Raw genomic sequence first — 24,694 nt, forward strand, 5'->3', positions numbered from 1 at the left:
CCTGGTCTTCCCTAGGATGTGCGGGTGACTCCTCCATCCTCCGACTACTCCGCGCGGCACCTCTCGGTCCTCGAGGGTCTCGAGGCCGTGCGCAAGCGCCCCGGCATGTACATCGGTTCGACGGACCACCGCGGACTCATGCACTGCTTGTGGGAGATCATCGACAACGCGGTCGACGAGGCGCTCGAGGGGTTCTGCGACACGATCGACGTGCGCCTCCATCCCGACCACTCCGCCTCGGTCGCGGACAACGGGCGCGGCATCCCGGTCGACGAGGTTCCCGGAGTCGGCCTGTCCGGCGTCGAGGTCGTCTACACGAAGCTCCACGCCGGCGGAAAGTTCGGCGGCGGCTCCTACGCGTCGTCCGGCGGCCTCCACGGCGTCGGAGCCTCCGTCGTCAACGCGCTGTCCGCGCGCCTTGACGTCCAGGTCGATCGCAACTCGAAGACCTGGGAGATGTGCTTCCGCCGCGGCGAGCCCGGCGAGTTCGACGACACGAAGCAGCGGACCCCGAACTCGCCCTTCACGCCCTTCACCGACTCCTCGCGCCTCAAGACCGTCGGCAAGGTGAGGAAGAACGTCACGGGGACGCGCGTCCGCTTCTGGGCGGACTTCCAGATCTTCCCCTCGACCGAGGGCTTCTCCTGGGAGTCCCTCCTCGCGCGCGCCCGGCAGACGGCGTTCCTCGTCCCCGGTCTCACGATCAACTGCTGGGACGAGCGCGGCGAGGAGGAGCTCCACGAGTCCTTCCGCTTCGACGGCGGCGTCGTCGACTTCGTCAACTGGGTGGCCGGGGACGGCCCCGTCACCGACACGTGGCACATCACTGGCTCGGATACCTTCACCGAGACGGTCCAGGCGCTCGATCCGTCGACCGGGCACCTCGCCGCGACCGAGGTGGAGCGCACCTGCGAGGTCGACTGCGCACTGAGGTGGGGGATCGGCTACGACACCGACGTCCGCTCCTTCGTCAACATCATCGCGACACCGAAGGGCGGCACGCACGTCGCCGGTTTCGAGCAGGCGGTGCTCAAGGTCCTGCGCGCCCAGATCGACAAGAACTCCCGCAAGCTCAAGGTCGGCGCGAAGGACGGGCGCCCCGAGAAGGACGACGTCCAGGCGGGCCTCACCGCCGTCGTCACGGTCCGCTTCCCCGAGCCGCAGTTCGAGGGGCAGACGAAGGAGGTCCTCGGAACGCCGCAGGTCCGCGCCGTCGTCGCAAGGGTCGTCTCCGACTGGCTGCAGAAGAAGTTCTCCTCCTCGAAGCGCGACGACAAGCAGCAGACCTCGCTCCTCATGGAGAAGGTCGTCGGCGAGATGAAGGCGCGCGTGTCGGCGCGCATCCACAAGGAGATCTCCCGGAAGAAGAACGCGCTCGAGACCTCGTCGCTCCCGGCGAAGCTCGCGGACTGCCGCCTCGACGACGTCGAGCAGACCGAGCTCTTCATCGTCGAGGGCGATTCGGCGCTCGGCACGGCGAAGGCGGCGCGCAACAGCCAGTACCAGGCGCTGTTCCCGATCCGCGGCAAGATCCTCAACGTCCAGAAGGCGTCGACCGCGGACATGCTCGCGAACGCCGAGTGCGCGAACATCATCCAGGTGATCGGCGCCGGATCGGGGCGCACCTTCGACCTCGAGTCGGCGCGCTACGGGAAGGTCATCCTCATGACGGACGCCGATGTCGACGGCGCCCACATCCGCACGCTGCTGCTCACGCTGTTCTTCCGGTACATGCGGCCGATGGTCGCGGCCGGGCGCATCTACGCGGCCGTCCCCCCGCTTCACCGCATCGACGTGTCGGCGCGCGGGCGCAAGCCGCGCGAACTCCTCTACACGTACTCCGAGGACGAGCTCCACAGGACGCTCGCCCAACTGCGCAAGCAGGGGCGGACGTGGAAGGAGCCGATCCAGCGGTACAAGGGACTCGGAGAGATGGACGCCGACCAGCTCGCGGAGACGACGATGGATCGCGCCCACCGGTCCCTGCGCCGCATCACGCTCGCCGACGAGGAAGCCCTGCGCGAGGCCGAGGAGGTCTTCGAACTCCTCATGGGATCGACCGTCGGGCCGCGCCGCGACTTCATCGTCGAGGGCTCGTCGGCCCTCGATCGCGAGCGGATCGACGCCTGAGTCGCGCCCGCGCCCCTCGTCGCATCGCCGCGGGTTCGCGCGGGGGAATGCGGACGAGGCCGGGGCCGCGCACCTTCGAGAGGAGGAAGGCGAACGCAGTGGGCGCATGCGACCAAAGGCCCGGGCGGCAATTACAATGAATTCCATGACTGGACTCGCTGAGCGACTCGCGCCGCCGGCCTCAGTTCCGTATCCGGGCGTTCACCTCGGTCTGCGGTGGCGCTCGATCATCCCCTCCGACGCGCCGGCCGTCTTCGACCTCATCCGGATGGTCGAGGCCTCCGACGACACGCATCATCGCGTGACGCCCGCGCAGGTTTCCGACATGGTGGAGGGGCGCCGCGGACGGCACTGGGTCGACACGATCATCGGCCTCGACGCGGACCGCACGATCTGCGCCGTCGCCACCGTCAAGGTGATCCGCGCGATCCCCGATACGGCGAACGCGGTCGTCAACGCCTACATCCACCCGCATTGGCGCGGGCGGGGCATCGGGCGCGCCCTCCTCTACTGGCAGGACGCCCGCGCGCGTCAGATGCTCGTCGAGTCCTTCGGCGCCGCCTCCGAAATCCCCGCGTCGATTCACAACTTCGTCGACGCCCACATGACCGACCGTCGGCGCCTCTACATCGCGGCGGGCTTCTTCGCGAAGCGGACCTTCCAGATCATGTACCGGGAGCTCGAGGGCGCGGAGAAGGCGCCGACGCCGCGGCACGGCTACACGGTCGTCCGGTGGCGGGAGGTTCCGCTCGACGCGATCCGGGACGTCCACATGGACGCGTTCATCGAGCACTACCGCTCGCCGATGCGCGGCCTGTGGCGGGACGAGGCGATGCCGAACCTCGACCCGAGGTGGTCCTTCGTCGCCCTCTCGCCGGAGGGCGAGCCGGTCGGCTACTGCCTCACCGGGCGCCCGGTCGAGCGGTGGATCGCGACGGGCCGCACGGAGGCCTACGTCTATCTTCTCGGCGTCGATCCCGCTCATCGCGGCCACGGGCTCTCGACGGCTCTGCTCGGCGCCTCGGTGTCGGCGGCCGCGGCCAGCGGGATCTCCCGCATCGGCCTCGACGTCGACACGGCGAACGCCTCGAACGCGCACTCGATCTACGAGCACCTGGGTTTCGTCGACGGGCCCGCCGAGGTCTACTACACGATCGATCAGTAAGAGCATTCGAGCAGTGCGAGCGAGGAAGGAGTGACGATGGCGGAATTCGACGCGCCGACCGGCGAGATCCCCCTCTCCGTCCGGGCCTCCGCGCCCGTGAGCGTGCCCCTTCCCGAGAGCCACCACGGGATCGTGTGGGAGGCGCTCGAGGAGGCGCACCTCCACAAGCTGTCGACGCTCATCGCGCGCATGGAGGCGCAGGACAATCCGCCGTACCGGACGAGCGTCGACGAGGTCGCCGAAATGCTCCGCGAGGACCGGCCGTGGCGCGGCGTCGCGGGCTTCGCGACGCGCGGCATCGCGAAGGGGCGGATGGTCGCCTTCGGTCAGGTCGTGCTCCGGCAGCCGGGCTCCATCGAGTGCATGTGCCAGGGAGGCGTCGACCCGGCGTTCCGCAGGATCGGCCTGGGCGGCGCGATCGTCGAATGGCAGGAGGGGACCGCGCGCCAGATGCTCGCCGCCCTTCCCGGCCACGAGCCGGCGCAGATCGCCATGCAGGTCGAGGCCGGGCAGGATGACCTCGAGGAGCAGCTGCAGCTCCACGGATTCCACTGGGCGCGCACGTACTACGAGTTGCGCGCCGATCTCTCGGAGGTGCCGAAGGCCCCCGACCTCGGGCGCTACCTGACGATCGAGCCGTGGGGGCCGGAGTGGGAGGAGCCGGCGCGGCGCGCGTCGAACCGCCTCTCCGAGCTCGAATGGGGACGACCGCCCCTCACGCAGGAGCAGTGGCTCATGGGGCGCACCGCCTTCGCGCCCGAGTGGTCGTTCCTCGTCGTTGACCGTCGGGGCGACCGCCCGAAGGTCGTCGGGTTCCTCCTCGCGTCGAAGTACGTCCAGGACTGGGCGGCGCTCGGCTGGCGGGAGGGGTACATCGATCAGATGGGCGTCCTCGAGGACGCCCGCAACACCCACGCGGTCGATGCGCTCATCATCGCGTCGATGAGCGCGATGGCCGCCGACGGCATGGACCGGATCGGCGCGGGCCTCGGCTCCGCGAACCGCTCCGGGGCGCTCGCCGTCTACGACTACCTCGGATTCGTCACGGTCGGGCAGTCGCGGCTCTACGCGATGGAGGTCTGAGGCCCCGCCCTCGTCAGCCGAGCGAGGCGATCGAGAAGACGAGGGGCGAACCGGATCCGTCGCGGCGCTCGTCCTCGGCGGGCAACTCGACGGGCGAGCCGTCGGCGGACGCCGCGCGAGCGGGGCGAGTTCCCACCCACGCGCGATCGAGGCGGTCCTCGCCGCGGAGGAAGCGCTGGGCGCGCACGCCCTGCCCGCCGCGGCCCTTCGTCGGGTAGAGGCCGAGCGGCGTCGTCTTCGCGGTCGTCTGGCCCGTGCCCGGGAGCGCGCCCTCCGCTGCGGCGACGGTGACGACGACCGCGTCCTCGACGGCGTCGATCACCCAGAATCCGATCGCCTCGGCGCCGCCCGCGAGCTTCATCCCCGCCATGCCGGAGGCCGTGCGGCCCTGGGGGCGGACCTTGTCGGCGGGCGTGCGGAGGAGCTGGGCGTCCGAGGAGACGAACACGAGGTCGGAGGACTCGGTCGACGGGCCGAATCCGACGAGGCGGTCGCCCTCGTCGAGGGAGATCACCTCCCAGGAGTCGCGGGCGAGCGCGTCGGGCTTGAGGCGCTTGACGGTGCCGGCGGCGGTGCCCATGGCGTAGACGGTCTCGGAGTCGGGATCCATGAGGCCGACGGCGGGCGAGTCCGTGTGGAGGAGGAGCGTCGCGGGCATCGCCGCAGCGAGCGAGAGGCCCGTGTCGAAGCGGGGGAGCGCCGGCAGATCGACGACCTCGAGCCGGTGGGCGACGCCGTCGGCGGTGACGACCGCGACCTGCGAGCGCGCCGTCGAGGACAGCTGGGCGATCCAGCCGTCGTGCTGGGCGCGCGGACCCGGCTCGAGCGGATCGGCGCCCTCGACGCGCGCGAGGGAACCGGCCGCGGAGAGGACGACGACGCAGGGGTCGTCGGGGATCTGGAGGTCCATCCCCTTGCCGGAGCGGGAGACGGCGGGAAGGGCGGCGGCGAGGGCCGCCGACCCGGCGTCGGAGACGGCCTCCGCGCCGGCGGAGGAGAGGAGGAGCGTGCGGCGCGGAGTGCCGAGGCGCGCGGAGACCTCGCGGAGCTCGGAGACGACGACGCCGCGCAGGAGAACCGGGTCCTCGAGGATCCGCTCGAGTTCGGCGATGCGCTCGCGCAGCTCGTCGCGCTCGGACTCGAGCTCGAGGCGGGAGAACTTCGTGAGGCGGCGCAGGCGCAGCTCGAGGATGTGGTTGGCCTGGATCTCGGACAGGTCGAAGGCGGTCATGAGGCGCGTGCGCGCCGTGTCGACGTCGTCGGAGGAACGGATGATCGCGATGACGTCGTCGATGTCGAGGACCGCGATGAGGAGTCCTTCGACGAGGTGGAGGCGATCCTGCGCCTTTCCGAGGCGGAAGCGCGAGCGCCGGGTCGTGACGTCGAGGCGGTGCGCGACGAAGACCTCGAGCATCTCCTTGAGACCGAGGGTGCGCGGCTGGCCGTCGACGAGAGCGACCGCGTTGATGGAGAAGGAGTCCTCGAGTGGCGTGCGCGCATAGAGCTGCTGGAGGACGGCCTCCGGGTTGAAGCCGTTCTTCACCTCGATGACGAGGCGCAGGCCGTGGATGCGGTCGGTGAGGTTCTGGACCGAGGAGATCCCCTTGAGACGTCCGGCGTTGACGTTCTCCTTGATCTTCTCGATGACCTTCTCCGGGCCGACCATGTAGGGGAGCTCGGTGACGACGAGGCCCATCTTGCGGGCAGTCACCCGCTCGACCGCGACCTTCGCGCGGGTCTTGAAGGCTCCGCGGCCGGTCTCGTACGCCTCTTTCACGCCGTCGAGCCCGACGATGACCCCGCCCTCGGGAAGGTCGGGGCCCGGGACGAAGCGCATGAGGTCGGCGACGGTCGCCTCGGGGTGCTCGAGGAGGTGGATCGACGCGGCGATGGTCTCGGCGAGGTTGTGGGGCGCGATGTTCGTCGCCATGCCGACGGCGATGCCGGACGCCCCGTTGACGAGGAGTTGGGGGAAGGCCGCGGGGAGGACCTCCGGCTGCATGAACTGGTTGTCGTAGTTCGGGACGAAGTCGACGGTGTCCTCGTCGAGGCCGGTGACGAGGTCGAGGGCGGCGGGCGCCATCCGGGCCTCGGTGTAGCGCGCCGCGGCGGGCCCGTCGTCGAGGGAGCCGAAGTTGCCGTGCCCGTCGACGAGGGGGAGCCGGAGATTGAAGGGCTGCGCGAGGCGGACGAGGGCCTCGTAGATCGCGGAGTCGCCGTGCGGGTGGAGCTTGCCCATGACCTCGCCGACGACGCGCTGGGACTTCACGTGGCCCCGGTCGGGGCGCAGGCCCATCTCGTTCATCTGGTAGAGGATGCGGCGCTGAACCGGCTTGAGGCCGTCGCGGGCGTCCGGCAGGGCGCGCGCGTAGATGACGGAGACCGCGTACTCGAGGAAGGAGCCCCGCATCTCGTCCGAGACGTCGATCTCGGAGATGTGCTCGTCCTGGTCGGGGAGGAGTGCGGCGCGGTCCTTCTTCGGCATGGTCGGCATTATCCACCGGCATCGCGCGGCCTTTTCGCCTCCCACGCCGCCCGCGGGCACAATGAGGGGGTGAACACGTGGGAACGCATCGATCGCGCCGGCTTCTACCCTCGGATCGTCGAGGCCGCGCTGCGGCGCGCGCTCGGAGGCTCCGAGCCGCTCGCCTCCGTCGTCCAGACCGACGCCGCCTTCGACCGCGGGGCGATGTTCCGCCACCTCACGCTCGCCGCCGTCGACGAGGACGTCCTCGTCCAGGTGCACGTCGACGAGCTCGAGGACGGAGCCGCGTCCGTCGGGACGTCGATCCACCCGCTCTCGCGCCTCGGCTCCGTCTCCCTCCTCGAGGTCGTCGCCGAGCCCGAAGGCGCCTCGCCGACGACCGAGCTCACGCTCTCGCTCGACCTCGGAGGCCTCACGCGCTCAGAGCTCGAGCCCGCCCAGTGCGAGGACCCGCGCTGCGAGGCTGACCACGGCTACTCGGGCACGTCGTTCCGCGACGACCTCAACATCCGGGTCTCGGCCGCGGCCGACGGCGAAGAGGCGCTCGCCGAGGCCGAGGAGTTCGTCGCCGTCCTCATGGAGCGTCTGAGGAGGAGCCGTGGCTGATCCGATTCCCGACTGGGCGGACCTCCCGGGCGAGGGCGACCCGCGCCTCACCGACGTCCTCTCGGGCGCGCTCGCGACGGTCGATGCGATGCCCTGCGCCGATCCGTCCGCCCGCGACGCGCTCGGCCTCGAGGCGGGCGCCGACGCGCTCCTCGTCATCCTCGTCGACGGACTCGGGTACGCGCCGCTCATGGCGAACCTCGGCTACGCGCCGACGCTGCGCTCCTTCCGCTCCGAGATCCGATCGATCCACACGATCGCGCCCTCGACGACCGCCGCGGCGATCACCGCATTCGGCACGGGCGCTCTCCCCGGCGCGACTCGCATGGTCGGCTACTCGGTCGCGCACGCCGGCCGCGCGATGAACCTCCTCGCCTTCGAGGGCGGGCCCGCGCCCGAGGCGTGGCAGGAGCGCCCGACGCTCTTCGAGGAACTCGCCGCCTCCGGCGTCGAGTCCGTCGTCATCTCGCCCCATTCCTTCGCCCGATCGGGCCTCACCCGGGCGGCGCTGCGCGGCGCCCGCCACGTCGGCGCGCTGGGCTGGGACGACCGCTGCGAGGCGGCGCTGCGCGAACTGCGCGCGGGCACGAAGATCGTCTACCTCTACTGGAGCGACATCGACCACGCCGGTCACGGGCACGGCGTCGACTCAATGGCGTGGACCTCGGCGCTCGAGCTCTTCGACGAGGGCCTCGGACGACTGCTCCGCCGCCTGCCCACGGGCGTGCGAACCGTCCTCACCGCCGACCACGGAATGGTCGACGTCGACCGATCGGCCCTGCGGGACCTCGCCTCCGATCCGGTCCTCGCAGAGGGCGTCGCGCTCCTCGCGGGGGAGACCCGCGCACTTCACGTCCACGCCGAGCCGGGCCGGGGCGACGAGGTCCGCGTGCGCTGGCGCGAGGCGCTCGGGGACGGGGCCTGGGTGCTCTCGCCCGAGGAGGCGGCGCCGATCCTCGGGGACGGGCCCGGGCTCGACGAGATCGGGGACGCCCTCGTCTTCATGAGCGGGCGCGGCGGAGTCGTCGACTCGCGCGTCCAATCCGATCAGATGATCTCCATGCCGGGCGTCCACGGATCGTTGACGCCGGAGGAGATGCGGATCCCCGTCATTCAGTTGAGCTGAATCCGAGCCGGGCGCAACGGCGCGGGGCTCGCGACGGGGAGTCGAGGCGGACTACTGGGGCTTCGCGCCGAAGACGATCTCGTCCCAGCTCGGCACGGAGCGGCGCCGCGACTTCGACTTCTTCGACTCCGCGGGCTTCGCGGGCAGCGATTCGAGGCCGGGGAGCGACTCCGCGTCCTCGGAGACCGCCTCCGGGGCGGGCTCCGCCTTCGATGACTTCGACGCCTTCGCGGGCGCCGTCGGGGAGGAGATCGCCGAGGTCAGCCAGTTCGACGTCGTATCGGCTCCCCGTCGCTCCGGGGTCGCGGGGGCCGTTCGGGACGCGGTCTCGGCGGGGGAGTCGGCGTCCGGCTCTGCGGGCTCAGCCGCGGCCTCCGGATCGTGGTTCGCGGCGGGAGGCGCCGCGGGGGCGAGCGGGATCGACGACGTCGAGGGGGAGTCGGGCTCCTCCTTCGTCCGCGCGTGCGCGAGCGAGTAGATGCGCGCCGAAATCGAGGGCTTGGCGGCCTCCTCCTCGGCGAGCGCCGCGGCCTCGTCCTCGTCGAGGTCGTACTCGATCTCCTGGCGCTTCCCGCGGGCCGCGTTGAGCTGATCGATGATCGCCTCGCGGGCGCGGACCTCCTCGAGGTCGGCGAGGTCGGCGCCGGAGCGGTCGGACTGGGGGAGCGGCGTGAAGATCGACGCGGCGGGCGTCGTCGAGACGGTCTCCGTGAGCCACTGGGCCTCCTGGTCGACGGCCTCGAGGACGCCGGAGGAGGGGAGGAGCCAGTGCGCGCCGTGCTCCGCCGCGCCCTGGACGAAGGTGAGGAGGATCTGCCATGGGCCGTTCGCCTCGCGCTGCGCCGCCCACACGAGCGACGAGGGATCGACGCCGCGGGCCGCAAGGCGGTCGACGACGAGGTCGCCCATGGCCGGTCCGTCGGAGACCGAGCCGATCGTCGTCGCGAGCGCCCGCTGGAGGGCGTAGTCCTTCTCCGCCTGAACGGGGGCCTCGTACCGGGTGATGGCCGCGATGTCCATGCCGTGGCGCGTCGCGATCTCCTCGGGGGTGAGGCCGGCGCGCAGGAGCGCCTGGATGTCGCGGGGGCGCAATGATTGGCGGGAGGGGTCCGGGGCGGCCTCGATGCGCGGACGGTCGCGGCGCGTCGCGCCCCGCAGCTCGTCGGTGATCGGCGCGGCGTATCGCTCGCCCTCGGCGTCGGTGAAGACGAGCGTCTCCCCGTCGGCTCCGACTCCGAGCAGCTCCAGCTCGATCATTGGGTCCTCCTCGCAGTACTCCAGGCGAATGGTCTCAGGCGGAGGCGGTCGCTCGCGAAAGGCCGCGCCGCGTGTCCCCGAATAATGGCATTCGTCTCCTTCCAGTGTTATCCTCCCTGCGCCGAAGAAGCACCGGGGCTCCCCGGAGGCTCCCGCCCATTGGAAGGGGACGACGATGGCCACCGATTACGACGCGCCGCGCAAGAACGACGACGACGTCGCCGAGGATTCCATCGAGGAGCTGAAGTCGCGCCGCAACGACGCGGGTTCGGCGGAGATCGAGGAGGACGAGACCGAGGCCGCGGAGAACTTCGAACTCCCCGGCGCCGACCTCTCGAAGGAGGAGCTCACCGTCCACGTCGTGCCGCGCCAGGACGACGAGTTCACCTGCTCGAGCTGCTTCCTCGTCCACCACGCCTCCCAGCTCGCCTACGTCGACGACGCCGGTCTGCCCGTCTGCACCGAGTGCGCGGGCTGAACCCGATGTTCGGCAGGAAGAAGCATCAGGAGACCTTCGAAGAGACGGCGCCCGAGGAGGCGCCCCTCCCTCGCCTCACCGACGAGTCGCCGGTCTGGGACGAGCCCGGCCCCCGATCGGCCGATGAGATCGACGCCTCGGTCGGCTACGTCGACATGGGCTCGATCCTCCTGCCCGCCGTCAAGGGCATGCAGCTGAGGACGCAGGTCGCCGACGACGGCAAGTCCGTCCTCCGCGTCCTCGTCGTCCTCGGCGACTCCGGGCTGCAGATCTCGGCGGCGGCGGCCCCGCGCTCCGGCGGCGTGTGGGACGACGTCCGCGGCCAGATCCGAGAGGGACTCGAATCCGACGGCGCGAAGGTCGAGGAGGCCGACGGCCGCTACGGCGCGGAGATCTACGCCGACATCCCCGTCAAACTCCCCGACGGCCGCGACGCGACCTCGAGGATGCGGATCATCGGACGCGAAGGGCCGCGCTGGTTCTCGCGGATCGACGTCCTCGGCCCGGCGGCGCAGTCGCCCGAGGCCGGCCGCGACATCGAGCGGATCATCGACCGGATCGTCATCGTCCGCGACGATCAGCCGCGCGCGAGGCTCGACCTCCTCCCCGTGCACGTCCCGAACGAGGCCGTCGAGGCCCCCCGTGTCTGAGGGGCTCGGCGCGCGCCTGCGCGGCGCGTTCTCGCGAATCGCGGAGCGCTGGGAGTTCGACTCCCGCCAGGCCGACGAGGCCGCCGACGAGGACCTCACTCGTCAGCGTCGCGGCACCATCGCCATCCGCGAGGTGACGAACCGTCAGCGCGTCACGCTCTTCGGCACGCTCCTCTCGATGACCTACCCGGCCGAGGGGACCGAGACCGTCCTCATCGCGACCCTCTACGACGGCACCGGCTCGATGGAGCTGCGCTGGCCGGGTCGTCGGTCGATCCCGGGGCTCTCCGTGGGCGAGCACATCGAGGTCGAGGGGACCGCCGGCATGCAGGGCGATCACCTGACGATCATCAATCCGCTCTACCGGATCATCTCGACGGAGAGCGCGTGAGCGAGGAGCCCCGCCGCGCCCCCGCCTGGGCCCGTCAGCTCGACGATGACTCCTTCTCCTGGGAGGAGGCCGTCGGCGGACGCCGGGGGCTCGTCGAATCCGTTCTGCCCGGCCTCCTCTTCGTCGTCGCCTTCGTCCTCACGCGCGACGTCGTCCTCACGAGTCTCATCGCCGCGGGAGCGGCCGTCCTCGCCCTCGTCGCACGGCTCGTGCAGCGGCAGCCGCTCACCCAGGCGCTCTCCGGCCTCGTCGGCGTCGGCATCGGCGTCGTCTGGGCGCTCGCCTCCGGGCGGGGGGAGAACTTCTACACCTGGGGCCTTCTGACGAACGTCGTGGTCCTCGCGGCGCTCCTCGGCTCCCTTCTCGTCCGCCGGCCCGCGGTCGCCCTCGGCGCTGGCGCCTTCTGGGAGCTCGGCGGGGGCTGGACGAAGAGGCCCGAACTCGCCGCGCTCGCGAAGCGCTGCTCGGCCCTCACCTGGCTGTGGGCGCTCCTCTTCGCCATCCGCCTCGGCGTCGAGGGGCCGCTGTGGGCGGCGGGCGCCGTCGCCGAGCTCGGCATCGCGAAGCTCGTCCTCGGCCTTCCGCTCTTCGCCCTCGTCTGCTGGATCACCTGGCTCGGCCTGCGCCCCTTCGTAGAGGCGATGAGGGCGGGGAAGCGCGACGACTCCGGGGCGGCTTCGGACGACTGAGCGCCGGTCGACTTCTCGCAACGGGAACGGGGCCCGACCATCGCGGTCGGGCCCCGTCGCTCGTTCGGCGCGGCGCTCCTAGGCCTCCGAGGAATCGGCGTCGGCGCCTTCGGCCTCGGAGATCTCGGCCTCGGGCGCGGCGACGATCCGCTGCAGGGCGTCGAGGGCGGAGCGCTCGACGTCGGACACGAGGAGGAGCAGCTCGTCGCCGGTCTCGAAGAGATCATCCGACGAGGGCGTGAGCGGTCGGCCGTCGCGAAGGAGCGAGGTGAGGACCGTGCGCGGCGGGAGGTCGACTTCCGAGATGCGCCGACCGGCGACCGCAGAGCCCTCGGGGAGGACGATCGCGTACATCGAGACGGCCGCGGAGTTGAAGGAGAAGAGACGAACCGGGATGCCGACGGAGACGGCCTCCTCGACGAGGGCCGTCATGATGCGCGGCGTCGATACCGAGACGTCGACGCCCCACGAGGCGTCGAAGAGCCACTCGTTCTTCGGGTTGTTGAGGCGCGAGACGACGCGCGGGACCGCGAACTCCGTCTTCGCGAGCAGCGAGATCACGAGGTTCGCTTTGTCGTCGCCGGTCGCGGCGACCATGACGTCGGCGTCGGCGAGCCCCGCATCCGCGAGGGCGTCGGGCGAGCAGGCGTCGGCGAGGACCCAGTCGGCGTCCGCGACGGACGCGACGCGGAGCTTGTCGGGCTGATTGTCGATGAGCGTGCACTCGTGCCCGTGGTCGAGGAGCTCGAGGGCGACGGAACGGCCGACCGAGCCGGCGCCGGCGATGACGATCTTCATTTCACACCTCGGTCTTCGGAGCGGCGGTGAGGATCGAGCGGAGACGCGTCGAATCGTCCCCGGCGATCGCGAAGTACAGCTGGTCGTGCTCCTGGACGACGAGGTCGGGGCGCGCGGGCTGGACGAGGCCGAGCCTCGAGACGAAGGCGATGCGCTCGCCGGTGAGCTCCTCGACGACGGGGAACGGCGTGCCGTACCACGCGACCTCGGGGGTCGCCGTGACGAGTGAGACCTCGCCGGTCGGGTGCGTCCAGGTGACGGCGGCGTCCGGCGGGAGCATGCGGCGCATCACCGAGTCGGCGGTCCGCTTGACCGTCGCGACCGTGGGGATGCCGAGTCGCTCGTAGACGTGCGCGCGCGTCGGGTCGTAGATGCGGGCGACGACGTGCTCGACGTGGAAGATCTCCTGGGCGATGCGCGCCGCGATGATGTTCGAATTGTCGCCGCTCGACACCGCGGCGAAGGCGTAGGCGTCCTTGATGCCCGCCTGACGCAGGGCGTTGCGGTCCATGCCGACGCCGGTGACGCGGCGCCCGGAGAAGTCGGCGGGCAGGCGCGTGAACGCCTTGGGATCCATGTCGATGACGGCGACGGAATGGCCGTCCGCGTCCAGCGCGGCGGCGATGAGGGAGCCGACGCGGCCGCAGCCCATGATGACGAAATGCACGGCTCCAAAGTACCCGCACGCGAGGCGCCTCTCCAAGACGCCGATCGCGGCCGCGACGTGTCGTCGCGCACGTCGGCGCCCGCGGCGGCGGCCGGGACTCGGAAACGCCGCGGCCCCGGTCTAGGCTGGCCCCCGTGCTGTACAACGTCTTCAGCAGAGCGAAGCGCCTCCTCATCGGTCGGCCCATGCGGTCCGACGCGATGGGCCACACGCTCCTGCCCAAGCGGATCGCCCTGCCGGTCTTCGCGTCGGACGCCCTGTCCTCCGTCGCCTACGCCCCCGACGAGATCCTCCTGACGCTCGCCCTGGCGGGCTCCCTCGCCGCGATGCAGTCGATCTGGGTCGGCGTCGTCGTCGCCTTCGTCCTCGCGGTCGTCGTCCTCTCGTACCGTCAGACCGTCCACGCCTACCCGTCCGGTGGCGGCGACTACGAGGTCGTGACGACGAACCTCGGGCGGACCTGGGGACTCGTCGTCGCCTCGGCGCTCCTCGTCGACTACATCCTCACGGTCGCCGTCTCGATCTCGTCGGGCGCCTCGTACATCACGACCGCGGCGCCGGCGCTGCTCCCGTACAAGGTCCCGATCGCGGTCGCCCTCGTCGTCATCCTCTCGCTGCTCAATCTGCGCGGCACGAAGGAGGCGGGCGGCGCCTTCGCGGTTCCCACGTACCTCTACATGTTCTCGATCGCGCTCATGGTCGTCGTCGGCCTCGCCGAGTTCTTCACGGGGAACCTCGGGCAGGCGCCGACCGCGAAGTACGAGATCGTCGCCTCCGCCGCGCACGCGGACGGCATCGTCGGCCTCGGCGGCGCGTTCCTCCTCATGCGCGCGTTCTCCTCGGGCTGCGCGGCCCTCACCGGCGTCGAGGCGATCTCCAACGGCGTCCCGATGTTCAAGCGCCCGAAGTCGAAGAACGCGGCGGCGACCCTCGCGATGCTCGGCACGATCGCGGCGTCGATGATGCTGTCGATCCTCCTGCTCGCCCGCGCGACCGGCGTGAAGATCGTCGAGGACCCGGCCGCCCAGCTCACGCTCAACGGAGCGGCCGTGCCCGCGAAGACGGCCGTCGACCCCGTCATTGGTCAGATCGCGGCGGCGGTCTTCGGACAGGGGTCGATCCTCTTCCTCCTCGTCACGATCGTCACGGGCCTCATCCTCACCCTTGCGGCGAATACGGCGTTCAACGGGTTCCCGACGCTCGCCTCGGTCCTCTCGCGCGACTCGTTCCTCCCGCACCAGATGTACAAGCGCGGCGACCGTCTCTCCTACTCGAACGGCATCGTCGTCCTCGCCTTCGCGGCCATCGCCCTCATCGTCGGCTTCCGGGCGGAGACGACGCGGCTCATCCAGCTCTACGTCGTCGGCGTCTTCATCTCCTTCACGCTCTCCCAGCTCGGCATGATCCGCCACTGGAACCGGGCGCTGCGCACGCGCCAGACCGGTGAGGAGCGCGGACGCGTGCTCCGCTCGCGCGCGGTCAACATCATCGGCTTCATGATGACGGGCCTCGTCCTCGCGATCGTCCTCGTGACGAAGTTCAGCCACGGCGCGTGGATCACCCTCCTCATGATGGGAGCGGTATTCGCGATCCAGCTCGGCATCCACCACCATTACCAGACGATCCGCGGTCAGCTCCGCGTCGAGGACTGGTCCGCGAAGCGCGCCCTCCCGACGCGCGTGCGCGCCCTCGTCCTCGTCTCCAATCTCTCGAAGTCGTCGATGCGCGCGGTCGCCGCGGCCCGCGCCTCCCAGCCCTCGGCTCTCGAGCTCGTGAGCGTCGTCGCCGACGAGGCCGAGGAACGGCACATCCGCGACGAGTGGGAGGCGTCGGGCCTGCCGATCCCGCTCACCCTCCTGTCGAGCCCGTACCGCGACCTCAATCAGGTCGTCCTCCAGTACGTCCGCGGTCGCAGGCGCCGTTCGCCGGGCGAGATGCTCGTCATCTACATGCCCCAGTTCCTCGTGCGCCACTGGTGGGAGAACGCCATGCACAACCAGACGGCGGTGAGGCTGCGCCGCGCGCTGCTCGGCGTTCCCGGCGTCGTCATCACGACCGTCCCGTGGAAGCTCGGCGAGGACGACGAGGTCGAGGGCCGCCAGCTCATCAACGACCCCTTCAAGCGCGAGGCCCACCGGGCCGGCGCGCACGACCTCTCGAGCGAGAAGAGCGCGCCCGGAGTCGGCGCCGCCGACTGAGGAGACCCATGCAGAAGCGCCACTACCACCGTCGTCCCCGCCGCGCCGACGCGCCCGAGGAGTTCCTCGAACTCGTCGTCGGCGAGCCCGCCCACGGCGGCGCCTGCGTCGCGAGGGACGCCTCGGGCCGCGTCGTCTTCGTCCGCCACGCCCTGCCCGGCGAGCGCGTGCGGGCCCGCGTCACGTCGACGCGCAACACCCTCGCCTGGGCCGACGCCATCGAGATCCTCGAGCCCTCGAACGACCGCGTCGAGTCCGTGTGGCCGCAGGCCGGTCCCGGCGGCGTCGGCGGCGGAGAGCTCGCGCACGCCCGCCCCGCCGCGCAGCGCGCGTGGAAGGAGACCGTCATCCGCGGGCAGCTCCGCGGGGTCGGCGGTCCCGCCCTCGCGGCCGCGATCGACGAGGCCGGAGGCGTCCGGGTCGACCCGGCGCGGGGCGATGAGACCGGGCCACTTCTTCACCGCCGCACCCGCATCGAGGTCGTCGTCGACCACGCCGGCCGCGCCGGCATGCACCGCTATCGCGGCAAGGAGATCATCGCCCTCGAGTCGATGCCCCTCGCCGTCGAGTCGATCGAGGCGCTCGGCCTGTGGGNTCACCGCCGCACCCGCATCGAGGTCGTCGTCGCCCACGCCGGCCGCGCCGGCATGCACCGCTATCGCGGCAAGGAGATCATCGCCCTCGAGTCGATGCCCCTCGCCGTCGAGTCGATCGAGGCGCTCGGCCTGTGGGGCGGGGACTCCGCGTGGGCGGAGCGCTGGCGCTCCGGCGACCGCGTGAGGATCGTCGCCCCCGACGGGCTCTCGCCCGTCGTCGTCGCGCCGAAGGCGACGTACAACCCGCTGGGGGAGCGCCTCGACGCCGAGCGCCTCCTCTGGCACGTCGACGTCGCCGGCGAGACCCTCGAGTACCGGGTCCGCCCGAACGGCTTCTGGCAGACGCACCGCGAAGGCGCCTCGCTTCTTGCCAACGCCGTCCTCGAGGCCGTCGGGCCGCAGGCCGGCGACCGGATCATCGAGCTCTTCTCGGGCGCGGGCCTCTTCACAGCGCCGCTCGCCGAGGGCATCGGCGCCTCCGGGCGCCTCGTCTCCCTCGAGGGCGACGAGGGCGCGGTCGCCGACGCCGCGGAGAACACCGCGAGGTTCGGCTGGGTCGACGCCTACGTCGGCGGGGTCGACGCCGATGGCGTGGGCCAACTCGTCGGCGAGCTCGACGGGAGCCCCGACGCCGTCGTCCTCGATCCGCCCCGGGCCGGCGCCGGGCGCGATGCCTGCCGCGCCATCGCCGGCGTCGGCGCGCGCAGGATCGTCCTCGTCTCCTGCGACCCGGCCGCGGGCGCCCGCGATCTGCGCGAGTTCTTCGAGGCGGGGTACTCGGTCGAGTCCTTCCGGGCCTGGGACCTCTTCCCGCACACGCATCACGTCGAGTCGGTCGCGACCCTCGTGCGCGAGGAGCGCTGAGGAGATGATCGGGAAGCGGCGCGCGCACGCTCGGAGAGGCGCGCCGCGACCCGCGATGCATCCGCAGCTGCGGGTGATCGGGGAGATCCTGCGGGCCGCGGTCCCCGACCTCATGGCCCTCGGGCCCGATCGGCTCAACGCCGTTCAAGAACGGGTCATGGTCGGCCGCTGGTCCTCTCTCGTCACGCGCGCCCGAACCGTCGAGACGCCGCGGGAGGACGGGTCGCGCCTGCGGCTCCTCGTCGTCGAGGCGCGGCGCGGCTCGAGGCGGGGGAGCGACCCGAGAACCGGGCTTCTGTGGATCCACGGCGGCGGCTACGCGATCGGCGCGCCCGAGCAGGATCGGTCGTTCCTCGACCTCCTCCTCGCCGACGGCGGAACGCTCGCCGTCCTCCCGTACTACCGCCGCTCCGTCGAGGCCCCGTACCCCGCGGCCCTCGAGGGCTGCCGGCTCGCCCTCGCGTGGTTGCACGCGTACGCCCCCGAACTCGGCGTCGACCCCGCGCGCATCGCGGTCGCCGGCGAGTCCGCGGGCGGGGGATTGGCGGCCTCGTTGTGCCTTTCCGAGCGCGACCGCGCCCGGGCGGGGGAGGACTTCCTTCCCATCGCGTTCCAGATGCCCCTCTACCCGATGCTCGACGACCGCGAGACCTCCTCCTCGCGCGACAACGACGCCCCCGTCTGGTCGTCCGCGGCGAACCGGACCGCGTGGGCCCTCCACCTGCGCGGGCTCCCCGCGGGCGCGGAGCCCCCGGCGCTCGCCGCTCCCGCGCGCACGACCGACTACTCCGATCTGCCGCCGACCCTCACCTACGTCGGCACGATCGAGCCCTTCCACGAGGAAACCCTCGCGTACTGCGCGGCCCTTCGCGCCGCGGGCGTCCCCGTCCTCGTCCGCGAATACGAGGGCTGTTTCCACGCCTTCGACATGATCGCCCCGTGGAGCGCGCCGGCCCGCGCCGCCCGGGCCTTCCTCAGGGCCGGCTTCCTCGGTGCGCGCGAGAGATTCCGCGCGCCCGCACCCGCCTCGAGAAGGAGCGCCTCATGATCATCCGGACCGCGACGACCGACGACGCCGAGGCGATCGCCCGCATCTACTCGCCCTACGTCGAGCGCACGGCGATCACCTTCGACTACGAAGCCCCGACCCCCGTCGACTTCGAGGCGAAGATCGCCCGGATCGAGGAGCGCCACCCCTTCCTCGTCGCCGAGGAGGATGGGGCGATCCTCGCCTACGCCTACGCCTCGGAGTTCAAGGACCGCCCGGCCTACGACAGGTCGGTCGAGCTCAGCGTCTACTGCGACATGGAGGCGCGGGGGAGGGGGCTCGGGTCCGCCCTCTACGCGGCGCTGGAATCGGTCCTCGCCCGTCAGGGCGTCCTCAACGTCAACGCGTGCATCGCCTTCCCCGCCTCGCCCGACGAGTTCCTCGACGACGCCTCGGTCCGGTTCCACGAGGCGCGCGGCTACGCGCTCGTCGGCACCTTCCACGCCTGCGGCTTCAAGTTCGACCGCTGGTACGACATGGTGTGGATGGAGAAGATGCTGGGGGAGCACACCCCAGAACCCGTCCCCTTCGTTCCCTTCTCCCGCCTGTCGATCGACGAGGTCGCGGCGGCGATTTCCGCAAGAACCCGGTGATGAATTCCCCTCGTTCGACGCGTCGCCCCGCCCTCGTCGATCGAGAAGCGGGCGCGCGGAGCGGCGGAATCGCGCGGCGCTCATGAGAATCGCCGTTTCTGCTTGCGCGCGCCCCGTCGCATGGTTATCTTGACATCGAGATAAATCGTGAGGTGAGGGCGCCTCGCATCCGGACACCCAGGAGGGCACATGACGAGCATCGACTCCTTCGGAGCCCGCTCCGAACTCGCGGTCGGCGATCGCGCCTACACCGTCTACCGCCTCGACGCCGTCGAGGGACTCGACAAGCTCCCGTACTCGCTCAAGGTCCTCGCCGAGAACCTGCTGCGCACCGAGGACGGCGCCAACATCACGACCGACCACATCCGCGCGCTCGCGACCTGGGACCCCGAGGCCGAGCCCGACACGGAGATCCAGTTCACGCCCGCGCGCGTCATCATGCAGGACTTCACCGGCGTCCCCTGCATCGTTGACCTCGCCACCATGCGCGAAGCCGTCGCCGACCTCGGCGGCGACCCCACCCTCATCAACCCGCTCGCCCCCGCCGAGATGGTCATCGACCACTCCGTCCAGATCGACGTCGCCGGCTCGCCCATCGCGTTCGAGAAGAACGTCGAGCGCGAGTACGAGCGCAACCAGGAGCGCTACCAGTTCCTCCGCTGGGGCCAGGGCGCCTTCGACAACTTCCGCGTCGTCCCGCCCTCGACCGGCATCGTCCACCAGGTGAACATCGAGCACCTCGCGAGGACCGTCTTCACGAGGCCCGAGGCCGACGGCACCGTCACCGCCTACCCCGACACCTGCGTCGGCACCGACTCGCACACGACGATGGTCAACGGCCTCGGCGTCCTCGGCTGGGGCGTCGGCGGCATCGAGGCCGAGGCCGCCATGCTCGGCCAGCCCGTCTCCATGCTCATCCCGCGCGTCGTCGGCTTCAAGCTCACCGGCGCGATCCCCGCGGGCGCGACCGCCACCGACGTCGTCCTCACGATCACCCAGATGCTCCGCGCCCACGGCGTCGTCGGAAAGTTCGTCGAGTTCTACGGCACCGGCGTCGGCGCCGTCCCGCTCGCCAACCGCGCGACCATCGGCAACATGTCGCCCGAATTCGGCTCGACCGCAGCCATCTTCCCGATCGACGACGTCACCCTCGACTACCTGCGCCTCACCGGCCGCGACGAGGAGCAGATCGCCCTCGTCGAGGCCTACGCGAAGGCGCAGGGCCTCTGGCACGATCCCTCGAAGGAGGCTCGCTACTCCGAGTACCTCGAGCTCGACCTCTCGACGGTCGTCCCCTCGATCGCCGGACCGAAGCGCCCCCAGGACCGCATCGAGCTCTCGAACTCGAAGGCCGCCTTCGAGAGCGCGATCCCGACCTACGCGCCGGACGGTGCGCGCGAGGACGTCGCCCTCACGCTCGCCGACGGCACGACGACGCGCCTCAACCACGGCGACGTCGCGATCGCCTCCATCACGTCGTGCACGAACACCTCGAACCCCTCGGTCATGCTCGCCGCGGGCCTCCTCGCCCGCAAGGCCGTCGCTCGCGGTCTGAAGTCGAAGCCGTGGGTGAAGACCTCGCTCGCCCCCGGCTCCAAGGTCGTCACCGACTACTACGAGAAGGCCGGCCTCTGGGAGGACCTCGACGCCCTCGGTTTCAACCTCGTCGGCTACGGCTGCGCGACCTGCATCGGCAACTCCGGTCCGCTCGCGCCCGAGGTCTCGGCCGCCGTCAACGAGAACGACCTCGCCGTCGTCTCGGTCCTCTCCGGCAACCGCAACTTCGAGGGCCGCATCAACCCGGACGTGAAGATGAACTACCTCGCGTCCCCGCCGCTCGTCATCGCCTACGCGCTCGCCGGCACGATGGACTTCGACTTCGAGACCCAGCCCCTCGGCATCGATCCCGCCGACGGCTCCGGGGTCTACCTCCGCGACATCTGGCCGACCCCCGAAGAGGTCCAGTCGACGATCGACTCGTCGATCGACCGCGAGATGTTCGAGAAGGACTACGCCGACGTGTTCGCCGGCGACGCTCGTTGGCAGGGCCTCGCCACCCCCGAGGGCGACACCTTCGCCTGGGACGGCGCCTCCACCTACGTCCGCAAGCCCCCGTACTTCGAGGGAATGGGCCTCGAGCCCGAGCCGGTCGCCGACATCCGCGGCGCCCGCGTCCTCCTCAAGCTCGGCGACTCCGTGACGACCGACCACATCTCGCCGGCCGGCGCCTTCAAGCCCGAGACCCCGGCGGGTCAATACCTCATCTCCAACGGCGTCGAGCGCAAGGACTTCAACTCGTACGGGTCGCGCCGCGGCAACCACGAGGTGATGATCCGCGGCACCTTCGCGAACATCCGCATCCGCAACGAGATGGTCCCCGGCGTCGAGGGCGGTTTCACGAAGGACTTCGCCCGCGAGGGCGCGCCGACGACAACGGTCTACGACGCCTCGGTCGACTACCTCGCCGCGGGCACGCCCCTCGTCGTCCTCGGCGGCAAGGAGTACGGCTCCGGCTCGTCTCGCGACTGGGCCGCCAAGGGCACCTCGCTCCTCGGCGTCAAGGCCGTCATCGCCGAATCCTTCGAGCGCATCCACCGCTCGAACCTCATCGGCATGGGCGTCCTCCCGCTCCAGTTCTCCGAGGGTGAGACCCGCGATTCGCTCGGCCTCACCGGCGACGAGGTGTTCGACATCGAGGGCGTCACCGCGCTCAACGTGGGCACGACCCCGAAGACTCTGCGCGTCACCGCGACGCGCGAGGACGGCTCCTCCGTCGTCTTCGACGCGCGCCTGCGCATCGACACCCCCGGAGAGGCCGACTACTACCGCAACGGCGGCATCCTCCAGTACGTGCTCCGCGACCTCGCGAAGAGGGGCTGAGCCCGGCTCGAACGGCGGCGGCCCGCCGGCCCTTCGTCGTCCGGCGGGCCGCCGCCGTTTCCCCGGAGGTCGGTGCGCTCCGACCCCCTTCGTCGAGAGCATCACGTTGGTGCGTCGAGAGCATTACGTTGGTGCGTCGAGGGGATGTGGGTGCGCCGTTTCGGCGTGTTGCTGTGGGTGGGTGTGTTGTCGCGGTGTGCGTGGGTGTTGTGTCCACAGGTGATGCCNCGTCGAGAGCATCACGTTGGTGCGTCGAGAGCATTACGTTGGTGCGTCGAGGGGATGTGGGTGCGCCGTTTCGGCGTGTTGCTGTGGGTGGGTGTGTTGTCGCGGTGTGCGTGGGTGTTGTGTCCACAGGTGATGCCGGGGTCCTGGCGCGTTCGCCGGTTCGTCTCGTACGGTGTGAGGCATGACGCACCGGCCTGCGCGACGACGCGCCACGCTTCTCATGGTCTGTACCGCTGCCGTCTTCGGCGTTGCCGCGTGCTCGACCGATGCTTCGTTGGCCTCCGGCCAGTCCTTGCCGTCGACCGGCTCCTCTCAGTCGGCGCGGGTGCGGATGTCGGGCGGGTACGTGATGAACGAGGACGGGACTCTCCAACAGCCCGAGACGAATGCGACGGTGCCGAAGTTGAATCCGGCGGCTCTCCAGTTCACCCCGGAAGGAGCCGAACTCGCCGCACGTCATTTCCTTGCGCTCACCGAGTACGCCTGGGCCACCGGCGACACCCAACCCATGAGGAACTTCAGTTCTGCGGACTGCAAACCGTGTCTCGAAATGGCAGGAAACATAGATCGGCTCTATGAAGCCAACGGATGGACAAACGGAGTCAGGTATGAAATAGCCGAGGTGACCCGAGTCGACCAAGTCGATGGTATTGATGCCACTTTCGGCATTGACCTTGTCATCAACAACACCGCATATGACGTCTATGCCGGAGAGACACTCTCTCGCACAGGGCAGTCTGGGGCGATTATGACTCTATTCATGCACTGGCTAGGTTCACGATGGGAAGTTCTCGATGAAGCCGCCAATGAGCTTGCTTAGTCGACTCCTTTCCGCACTCATGATTGCCCTGCTCATCCAAGCTTCGTTGACCAGCGCAGCTCGCGCGGCGGAGAGCCAGATCGCCAACTGGACATCGGTGGCTAGTGGAGACACCCTGAGTCTGACCGGCTGGAAGCACGCCAAAGAGGGCGGCTTCGGAATTCCTGGTGTCGCCGCGACGACACCTTCTCCTCCTCCGAAGGTGGGCTTGTTGCGGTGTTTGGAGGTGTCGTGGGCTGTGGGGGATCCGTTGGTTCCCGAGTGCGAGACCTACTTCTGGTTGCCGGGTCCCAATGGCCCGGAGTTGATGGCGAACCCCTCCCCGGGTGCTCCAGAGCCGGGGGCCGCCATGCCGGTCCCCACGCCGGAGGAGATCATCGAGTACGCGGTCGCTACCGTCACCGCCGGCGGGTCCGGACTCACCGTCCAACCCGCAGGAGACGCGCTCGTGGGGATCCCGAGCCTCGTCCACGCCGCCACCCCCGCCCAGACCTTGGAGACGAGCCTGTTCGGCGCGCGCGTGGTCGTGTCTTTGGAGGCGACGGGCTTCTCCTACGATTTCGGGGACGGCACCGCGCCGCTGGTCACGTCGGATCCGTCGGCCCCGTATCCGGTCACGCGCTTGGCTCACACGTATACGGCCGAGCAGGAGGGCGTGGTGGTCGTGTTGACGACCAGGTGGGCCGGGACGGTGACTAGTCCCTTCACGGGGGAGACCGCAACCGTTGACGGGGTGGTGACGACGAGCGAGTCGTCGGCGCCGTTCGATGTGCGCCGGGCCCGCATCGACCTCGTCGCCGACTGAACCCGCCCCGCCGCCCGGACAGGTTTCCCCGCCGAACCCACCCGGGGCCCGGCCTCGTCACTCACCCGCACGCCCACACACCCACAGCCGCGCGCATCCCCTCGACGCACCAACGTGATGCTCTCGACGAGGCAACGTGATGCTCTCGACGCGGAGGGGGAGGGCGCGGGCGCGCGACCACGCGAAGAGGGGCCAGGCCCGGCTCGAACGGCGGCGGCCCGCCGGACCTCGAGGGTCCGGCGGGCCGCCGCTTCGTCGTTCAGCCCCCCGATACGGGGGATCGGGCCGATCAGCCCGGAGCCTCACTCGGCCTTCGGGGTCTTCGAGGCCGCGTACCAGGCCGCGCCGACGATGCCGGCGGTGTTGAAGAGCTTGGCCGGGACCATCGGGGTCTTGAGGTCGAGGAGCGGCATGAACTTCTCGTGGTTCTTCGAGACGCCGCCGCCGACGACGAAGAGATCGGGGGAGAAGAGCATCTCGACGTGCGAGTAGTAGCGCTGGAGGCGCTTCGCCCACTTCTTCCACGTGAGGTCCTGGAGGGTCTTCTGGCCGGAGGAGGCGCGCTTCTCGGCGTCGTAGCCGTCGATCTCGAGGTGGCCGAGCTCGGAGTTGGGGACGAGGACGCCGTTCATGATCATCGCCGAGCCGATGCCCGTGCCCTGGGTCGTGAGGATGACGAGGCCCTCGACGCCCTTGGCCGCTCCGTATGCGACCTCGGCGAGGCCGGCGGCGTCCGCGTCGTTGAGGGGGGCGACCTCGCGGCCGAGGTGCTTCTTCATGAGCTCGTTGACGTCGATGCCGACCCAGGAGTCGTCGAGGTTCGCCATGAAGGGGATCGTCCCGTGGATGACGGGGGCGGGGAAGGCGATGCCGACCGGGATCTCGGGGCCGACCTCGAGCTGCTCGAGGAGCTGACGGCAGACGCCGGCGACGGCGTCCGGGGTCGCGGGCTTGGGCGTCTCGATGCGGATGCGCTCTCCGACGAACTCGCCCGTCTCGAGGTCGACGAGGGCCGACTTCACTCCCGAGCCGCCGATATCGATTCCGCATGCGATCTGTGTCATGACCCCTCCAGGGATTGTGAAGCGATTGTGACGGAATCGTATCCCACGGGGGCGGCCTTCGAGGGCCCTTCCC

General features: G+C 70.5%; 21 protein-coding genes. 16 read left to right on the plus strand and 5 right to left on the minus strand.

Annotated features, from left to right (window positions below):
* Positions 1-18: 18 nt before the first annotated feature.
* From DY157_RS03200 to DY157_RS03210, 3 genes are all read left to right on the plus strand, one after another.
* The gene (locus DY157_RS03200) at positions 19-2,130 is read left to right on the plus strand and encodes a DNA gyrase/topoisomerase IV subunit B (RefSeq protein ID WP_115727196.1); all 2,112 of its coding nucleotides are present in this window, start codon (positions 19-21) and stop codon (positions 2,128-2,130) included.
* A 226-nt stretch (positions 2,131-2,356) separates the two neighbouring features.
* Positions 2,357-3,295 (plus strand): GNAT family N-acetyltransferase, encoded by a 939-nt coding sequence (locus tag DY157_RS03205; RefSeq protein WP_235827109.1) that lies wholly within the window; start codon positions 2,357-2,359, stop codon positions 3,293-3,295.
* Between the two features lie 36 nt (positions 3,296-3,331).
* Entirely contained in the window at positions 3,332-4,378 is a 1,047-nt protein-coding gene (locus tag DY157_RS03210; protein ID WP_115727198.1) for an N-acetyltransferase, read from the plus strand.
* Positions 4,379-4,391: 13 nt separating this feature from the next.
* Here the strand turns inward: DY157_RS03210 and DY157_RS03215 are convergent, their stop codons facing one another.
* A complete protein-coding gene (locus DY157_RS03215) occupies positions 4,392-6,863 on the minus strand; it encodes a DNA gyrase/topoisomerase IV subunit A (RefSeq protein WP_115727904.1) in 2,472 nt (823 codons plus the stop codon).
* A gap of 69 nt (positions 6,864-6,932) precedes the next feature.
* On the opposite strand from DY157_RS03215, the gene DY157_RS03220 reads away from it, so the two are divergent.
* Complete coding sequence (locus tag DY157_RS03220) at positions 6,933-7,469, plus strand: DUF5998 family protein (protein WP_115727199.1); 537 nt, start codon at positions 6,933-6,935, stop codon at positions 7,467-7,469.
* Complete coding sequence (locus DY157_RS03225) at positions 7,462-8,595, plus strand: alkaline phosphatase family protein (RefSeq protein WP_235827051.1); 1,134 nt, start codon at positions 7,462-7,464, stop codon at positions 8,593-8,595. The genes DY157_RS03220 and DY157_RS03225 overlap by 8 nt, the downstream gene beginning before the upstream one ends.
* A 51-nt stretch (positions 8,596-8,646) precedes the next feature.
* Here the strand turns inward: DY157_RS03225 and sepH are convergent, their stop codons facing one another.
* Positions 8,647-9,852: a septation protein SepH gene (gene sepH / locus DY157_RS03230; RefSeq protein ID WP_115727200.1), complete on the minus strand. Its 1,206-nt coding sequence runs from the start codon at positions 9,850-9,852 to the stop codon at positions 8,647-8,649.
* A gap of 175 nt (positions 9,853-10,027) precedes the next feature.
* On the opposite strand from sepH, the gene DY157_RS03235 reads away from it, so the two are divergent.
* The 4 genes from DY157_RS03235 to DY157_RS03250 are packed head-to-tail and all read left to right on the plus strand — an operon-like array spanning position 10,028 to position 12,060.
* Positions 10,028-10,330, plus strand: coding sequence for a DUF4193 domain-containing protein (locus DY157_RS03235; protein WP_115727201.1), 303 nt, complete (start codon positions 10,028-10,030; stop codon positions 10,328-10,330).
* Positions 10,331-10,335: 5 nt separating this feature from the next.
* Positions 10,336-10,980 carry a DUF3710 domain-containing protein gene (locus DY157_RS03240; RefSeq protein ID WP_115727906.1) on the plus strand — a complete coding sequence of 215 codons (645 nt, stop codon included), beginning with the start codon at positions 10,336-10,338 and terminating at the stop codon, positions 10,978-10,980.
* Between the two features lie 16 nt (positions 10,981-10,996).
* A complete protein-coding gene (locus DY157_RS03245; RefSeq protein WP_115727907.1) occupies positions 10,997-11,371 on the plus strand; it encodes an OB-fold nucleic acid binding domain-containing protein in 375 nt (124 codons plus the stop codon).
* On the plus strand, positions 11,368-12,060 hold the full coding sequence (locus tag DY157_RS03250) for a DUF3159 domain-containing protein (RefSeq protein ID WP_115727202.1): 693 nt from the start codon (positions 11,368-11,370) through the stop codon (positions 12,058-12,060). Before DY157_RS03245 ends, DY157_RS03250 begins: the two co-directional genes overlap by 4 nt.
* A 78-nt stretch (positions 12,061-12,138) precedes the next feature.
* Here DY157_RS03250 and DY157_RS03255 read toward each other — a convergent pair whose 3' ends face one another.
* Both DY157_RS03255 and DY157_RS03260 read right to left on the minus strand, forming a co-directional pair.
* Positions 12,139-12,858 carry a potassium channel family protein gene (locus DY157_RS03255; RefSeq protein ID WP_115727203.1) on the minus strand — a complete coding sequence of 240 codons (720 nt, stop codon included), beginning with the start codon at positions 12,856-12,858 and terminating at the stop codon, positions 12,139-12,141.
* A gap of 1 nt (position 12,859) precedes the next feature.
* Positions 12,860-13,510: a potassium channel family protein gene (locus tag DY157_RS03260; RefSeq protein ID WP_115727908.1), complete on the minus strand. Its 651-nt coding sequence runs from the start codon at positions 13,508-13,510 to the stop codon at positions 12,860-12,862.
* Positions 13,511-13,710: 200 nt separating this feature from the next.
* Here DY157_RS03260 and DY157_RS03265 point away from each other — a divergent pair, with 200 nt between their 5' ends.
* From DY157_RS03265 to DY157_RS03290, 7 genes are all read left to right on the plus strand, one after another.
* Positions 13,711-15,723 carry an APC family permease gene (locus tag DY157_RS03265; protein ID WP_115727909.1) on the plus strand — a complete coding sequence of 671 codons (2,013 nt, stop codon included), beginning with the start codon at positions 13,711-13,713 and terminating at the stop codon, positions 15,721-15,723.
* An 8-nt stretch (positions 15,724-15,731) separates the two neighbouring features.
* The gene (locus DY157_RS11570; protein WP_235827052.1) at positions 15,732-17,183 is read left to right on the plus strand and encodes a class I SAM-dependent RNA methyltransferase; all 1,452 of its coding nucleotides are present in this window, start codon (positions 15,732-15,734) and stop codon (positions 17,181-17,183) included.
* 55 nt (positions 17,184-17,238) lie between these two features.
* Positions 17,239-18,231, plus strand: a complete 993-nt coding sequence (locus tag DY157_RS03275; RefSeq protein WP_160159431.1) for an alpha/beta hydrolase — start codon at positions 17,239-17,241, stop codon at positions 18,229-18,231.
* Entirely contained in the window at positions 18,228-18,824 is a 597-nt protein-coding gene (locus DY157_RS03280) for a GNAT family N-acetyltransferase (RefSeq protein WP_115727205.1), read from the plus strand. The genes DY157_RS03275 and DY157_RS03280 overlap by 4 nt, the downstream gene beginning before the upstream one ends.
* 189 nt (positions 18,825-19,013) lie before the next feature.
* A complete protein-coding gene (gene acnA / locus DY157_RS03285) occupies positions 19,014-21,704 on the plus strand; it encodes an aconitate hydratase AcnA (protein ID WP_115727206.1) in 2,691 nt (896 codons plus the stop codon).
* Between the two features lie 409 nt (positions 21,705-22,113).
* Positions 22,114-22,752 (plus strand): DUF6318 family protein, encoded by a 639-nt coding sequence (locus DY157_RS11310; RefSeq protein WP_160159432.1) that lies wholly within the window; start codon positions 22,114-22,116, stop codon positions 22,750-22,752.
* A gap of 19 nt (positions 22,753-22,771) precedes the next feature.
* A complete protein-coding gene (locus DY157_RS03290; protein WP_160159433.1) occupies positions 22,772-23,557 on the plus strand; it encodes a hypothetical protein in 786 nt (261 codons plus the stop codon).
* A 302-nt stretch (positions 23,558-23,859) separates the two neighbouring features.
* Here the strand turns inward: DY157_RS03290 and ppgK are convergent, their stop codons facing one another.
* Positions 23,860-24,621 (minus strand): polyphosphate--glucose phosphotransferase, encoded by a 762-nt coding sequence (gene ppgK / locus DY157_RS03295; protein WP_115727208.1) that lies wholly within the window; start codon positions 24,619-24,621, stop codon positions 23,860-23,862.
* Positions 24,622-24,694: the final 73 nt, after the last annotated feature.

The organism is Actinomyces culturomici (assembly GCF_900499005.1).
Lineage (GTDB): Bacteria > Actinomycetota > Actinomycetes > Actinomycetales > Actinomycetaceae > Pauljensenia > Pauljensenia culturomici.

Bases quoted from the DNA above. Each gene is read 5' to 3' on its own strand.
- DY157_RS03210 (WP_115727198.1), top strand. From the start codon at position 3,332: ATGGCGGAATTCGACGCGCCGACCGGCGAGATCCCCCTCTCCGTCCGG.
- DY157_RS03215 (WP_115727904.1), bottom strand. From the start codon at position 6,863: ATGCCGAAGAAGGACCGCGCCGCACTCCTCCCCGACCAGGACGAGCAC.
- sepH (WP_115727200.1), bottom strand. From the start codon at position 9,852: ATGATCGAGCTGGAGCTGCTCGGAGTCGGAGCCGACGGGGAGACGCTC.
- DY157_RS03235 (WP_115727201.1), top strand. From the start codon at position 10,028: ATGGCCACCGATTACGACGCGCCGCGCAAGAACGACGACGACGTCGCC.
- DY157_RS03240 (WP_115727906.1), top strand. From the start codon at position 10,336: ATGTTCGGCAGGAAGAAGCATCAGGAGACCTTCGAAGAGACGGCGCCC.
- DY157_RS03255 (WP_115727203.1), bottom strand. From the start codon at position 12,858: ATGAAGATCGTCATCGCCGGCGCCGGCTCGGTCGGCCGTTCCGTCGCC.
- DY157_RS03260 (WP_115727908.1), bottom strand. From the start codon at position 13,510: ATGGGCTGCGGCCGCGTCGGCTCCCTCATCGCCGCCGCGCTGGACGCG.
- DY157_RS03265 (WP_115727909.1), top strand. From the start codon at position 13,711: ATGCGGTCCGACGCGATGGGCCACACGCTCCTGCCCAAGCGGATCGCC.
- DY157_RS03275 (WP_160159431.1), top strand. From the start codon at position 17,239: ATGCATCCGCAGCTGCGGGTGATCGGGGAGATCCTGCGGGCCGCGGTC.
- DY157_RS03280 (WP_115727205.1), top strand. From the start codon at position 18,228: ATGATCATCCGGACCGCGACGACCGACGACGCCGAGGCGATCGCCCGC.
- acnA (WP_115727206.1), top strand. From the start codon at position 19,014: ATGACGAGCATCGACTCCTTCGGAGCCCGCTCCGAACTCGCGGTCGGC.
- DY157_RS11310 (WP_160159432.1), top strand. From the start codon at position 22,114: ATGACGCACCGGCCTGCGCGACGACGCGCCACGCTTCTCATGGTCTGT.
- DY157_RS03290 (WP_160159433.1), top strand. From the start codon at position 22,772: ATGATTGCCCTGCTCATCCAAGCTTCGTTGACCAGCGCAGCTCGCGCG.
- ppgK (WP_115727208.1), bottom strand. From the start codon at position 24,621: ATGACACAGATCGCATGCGGAATCGATATCGGCGGCTCGGGAGTGAAG.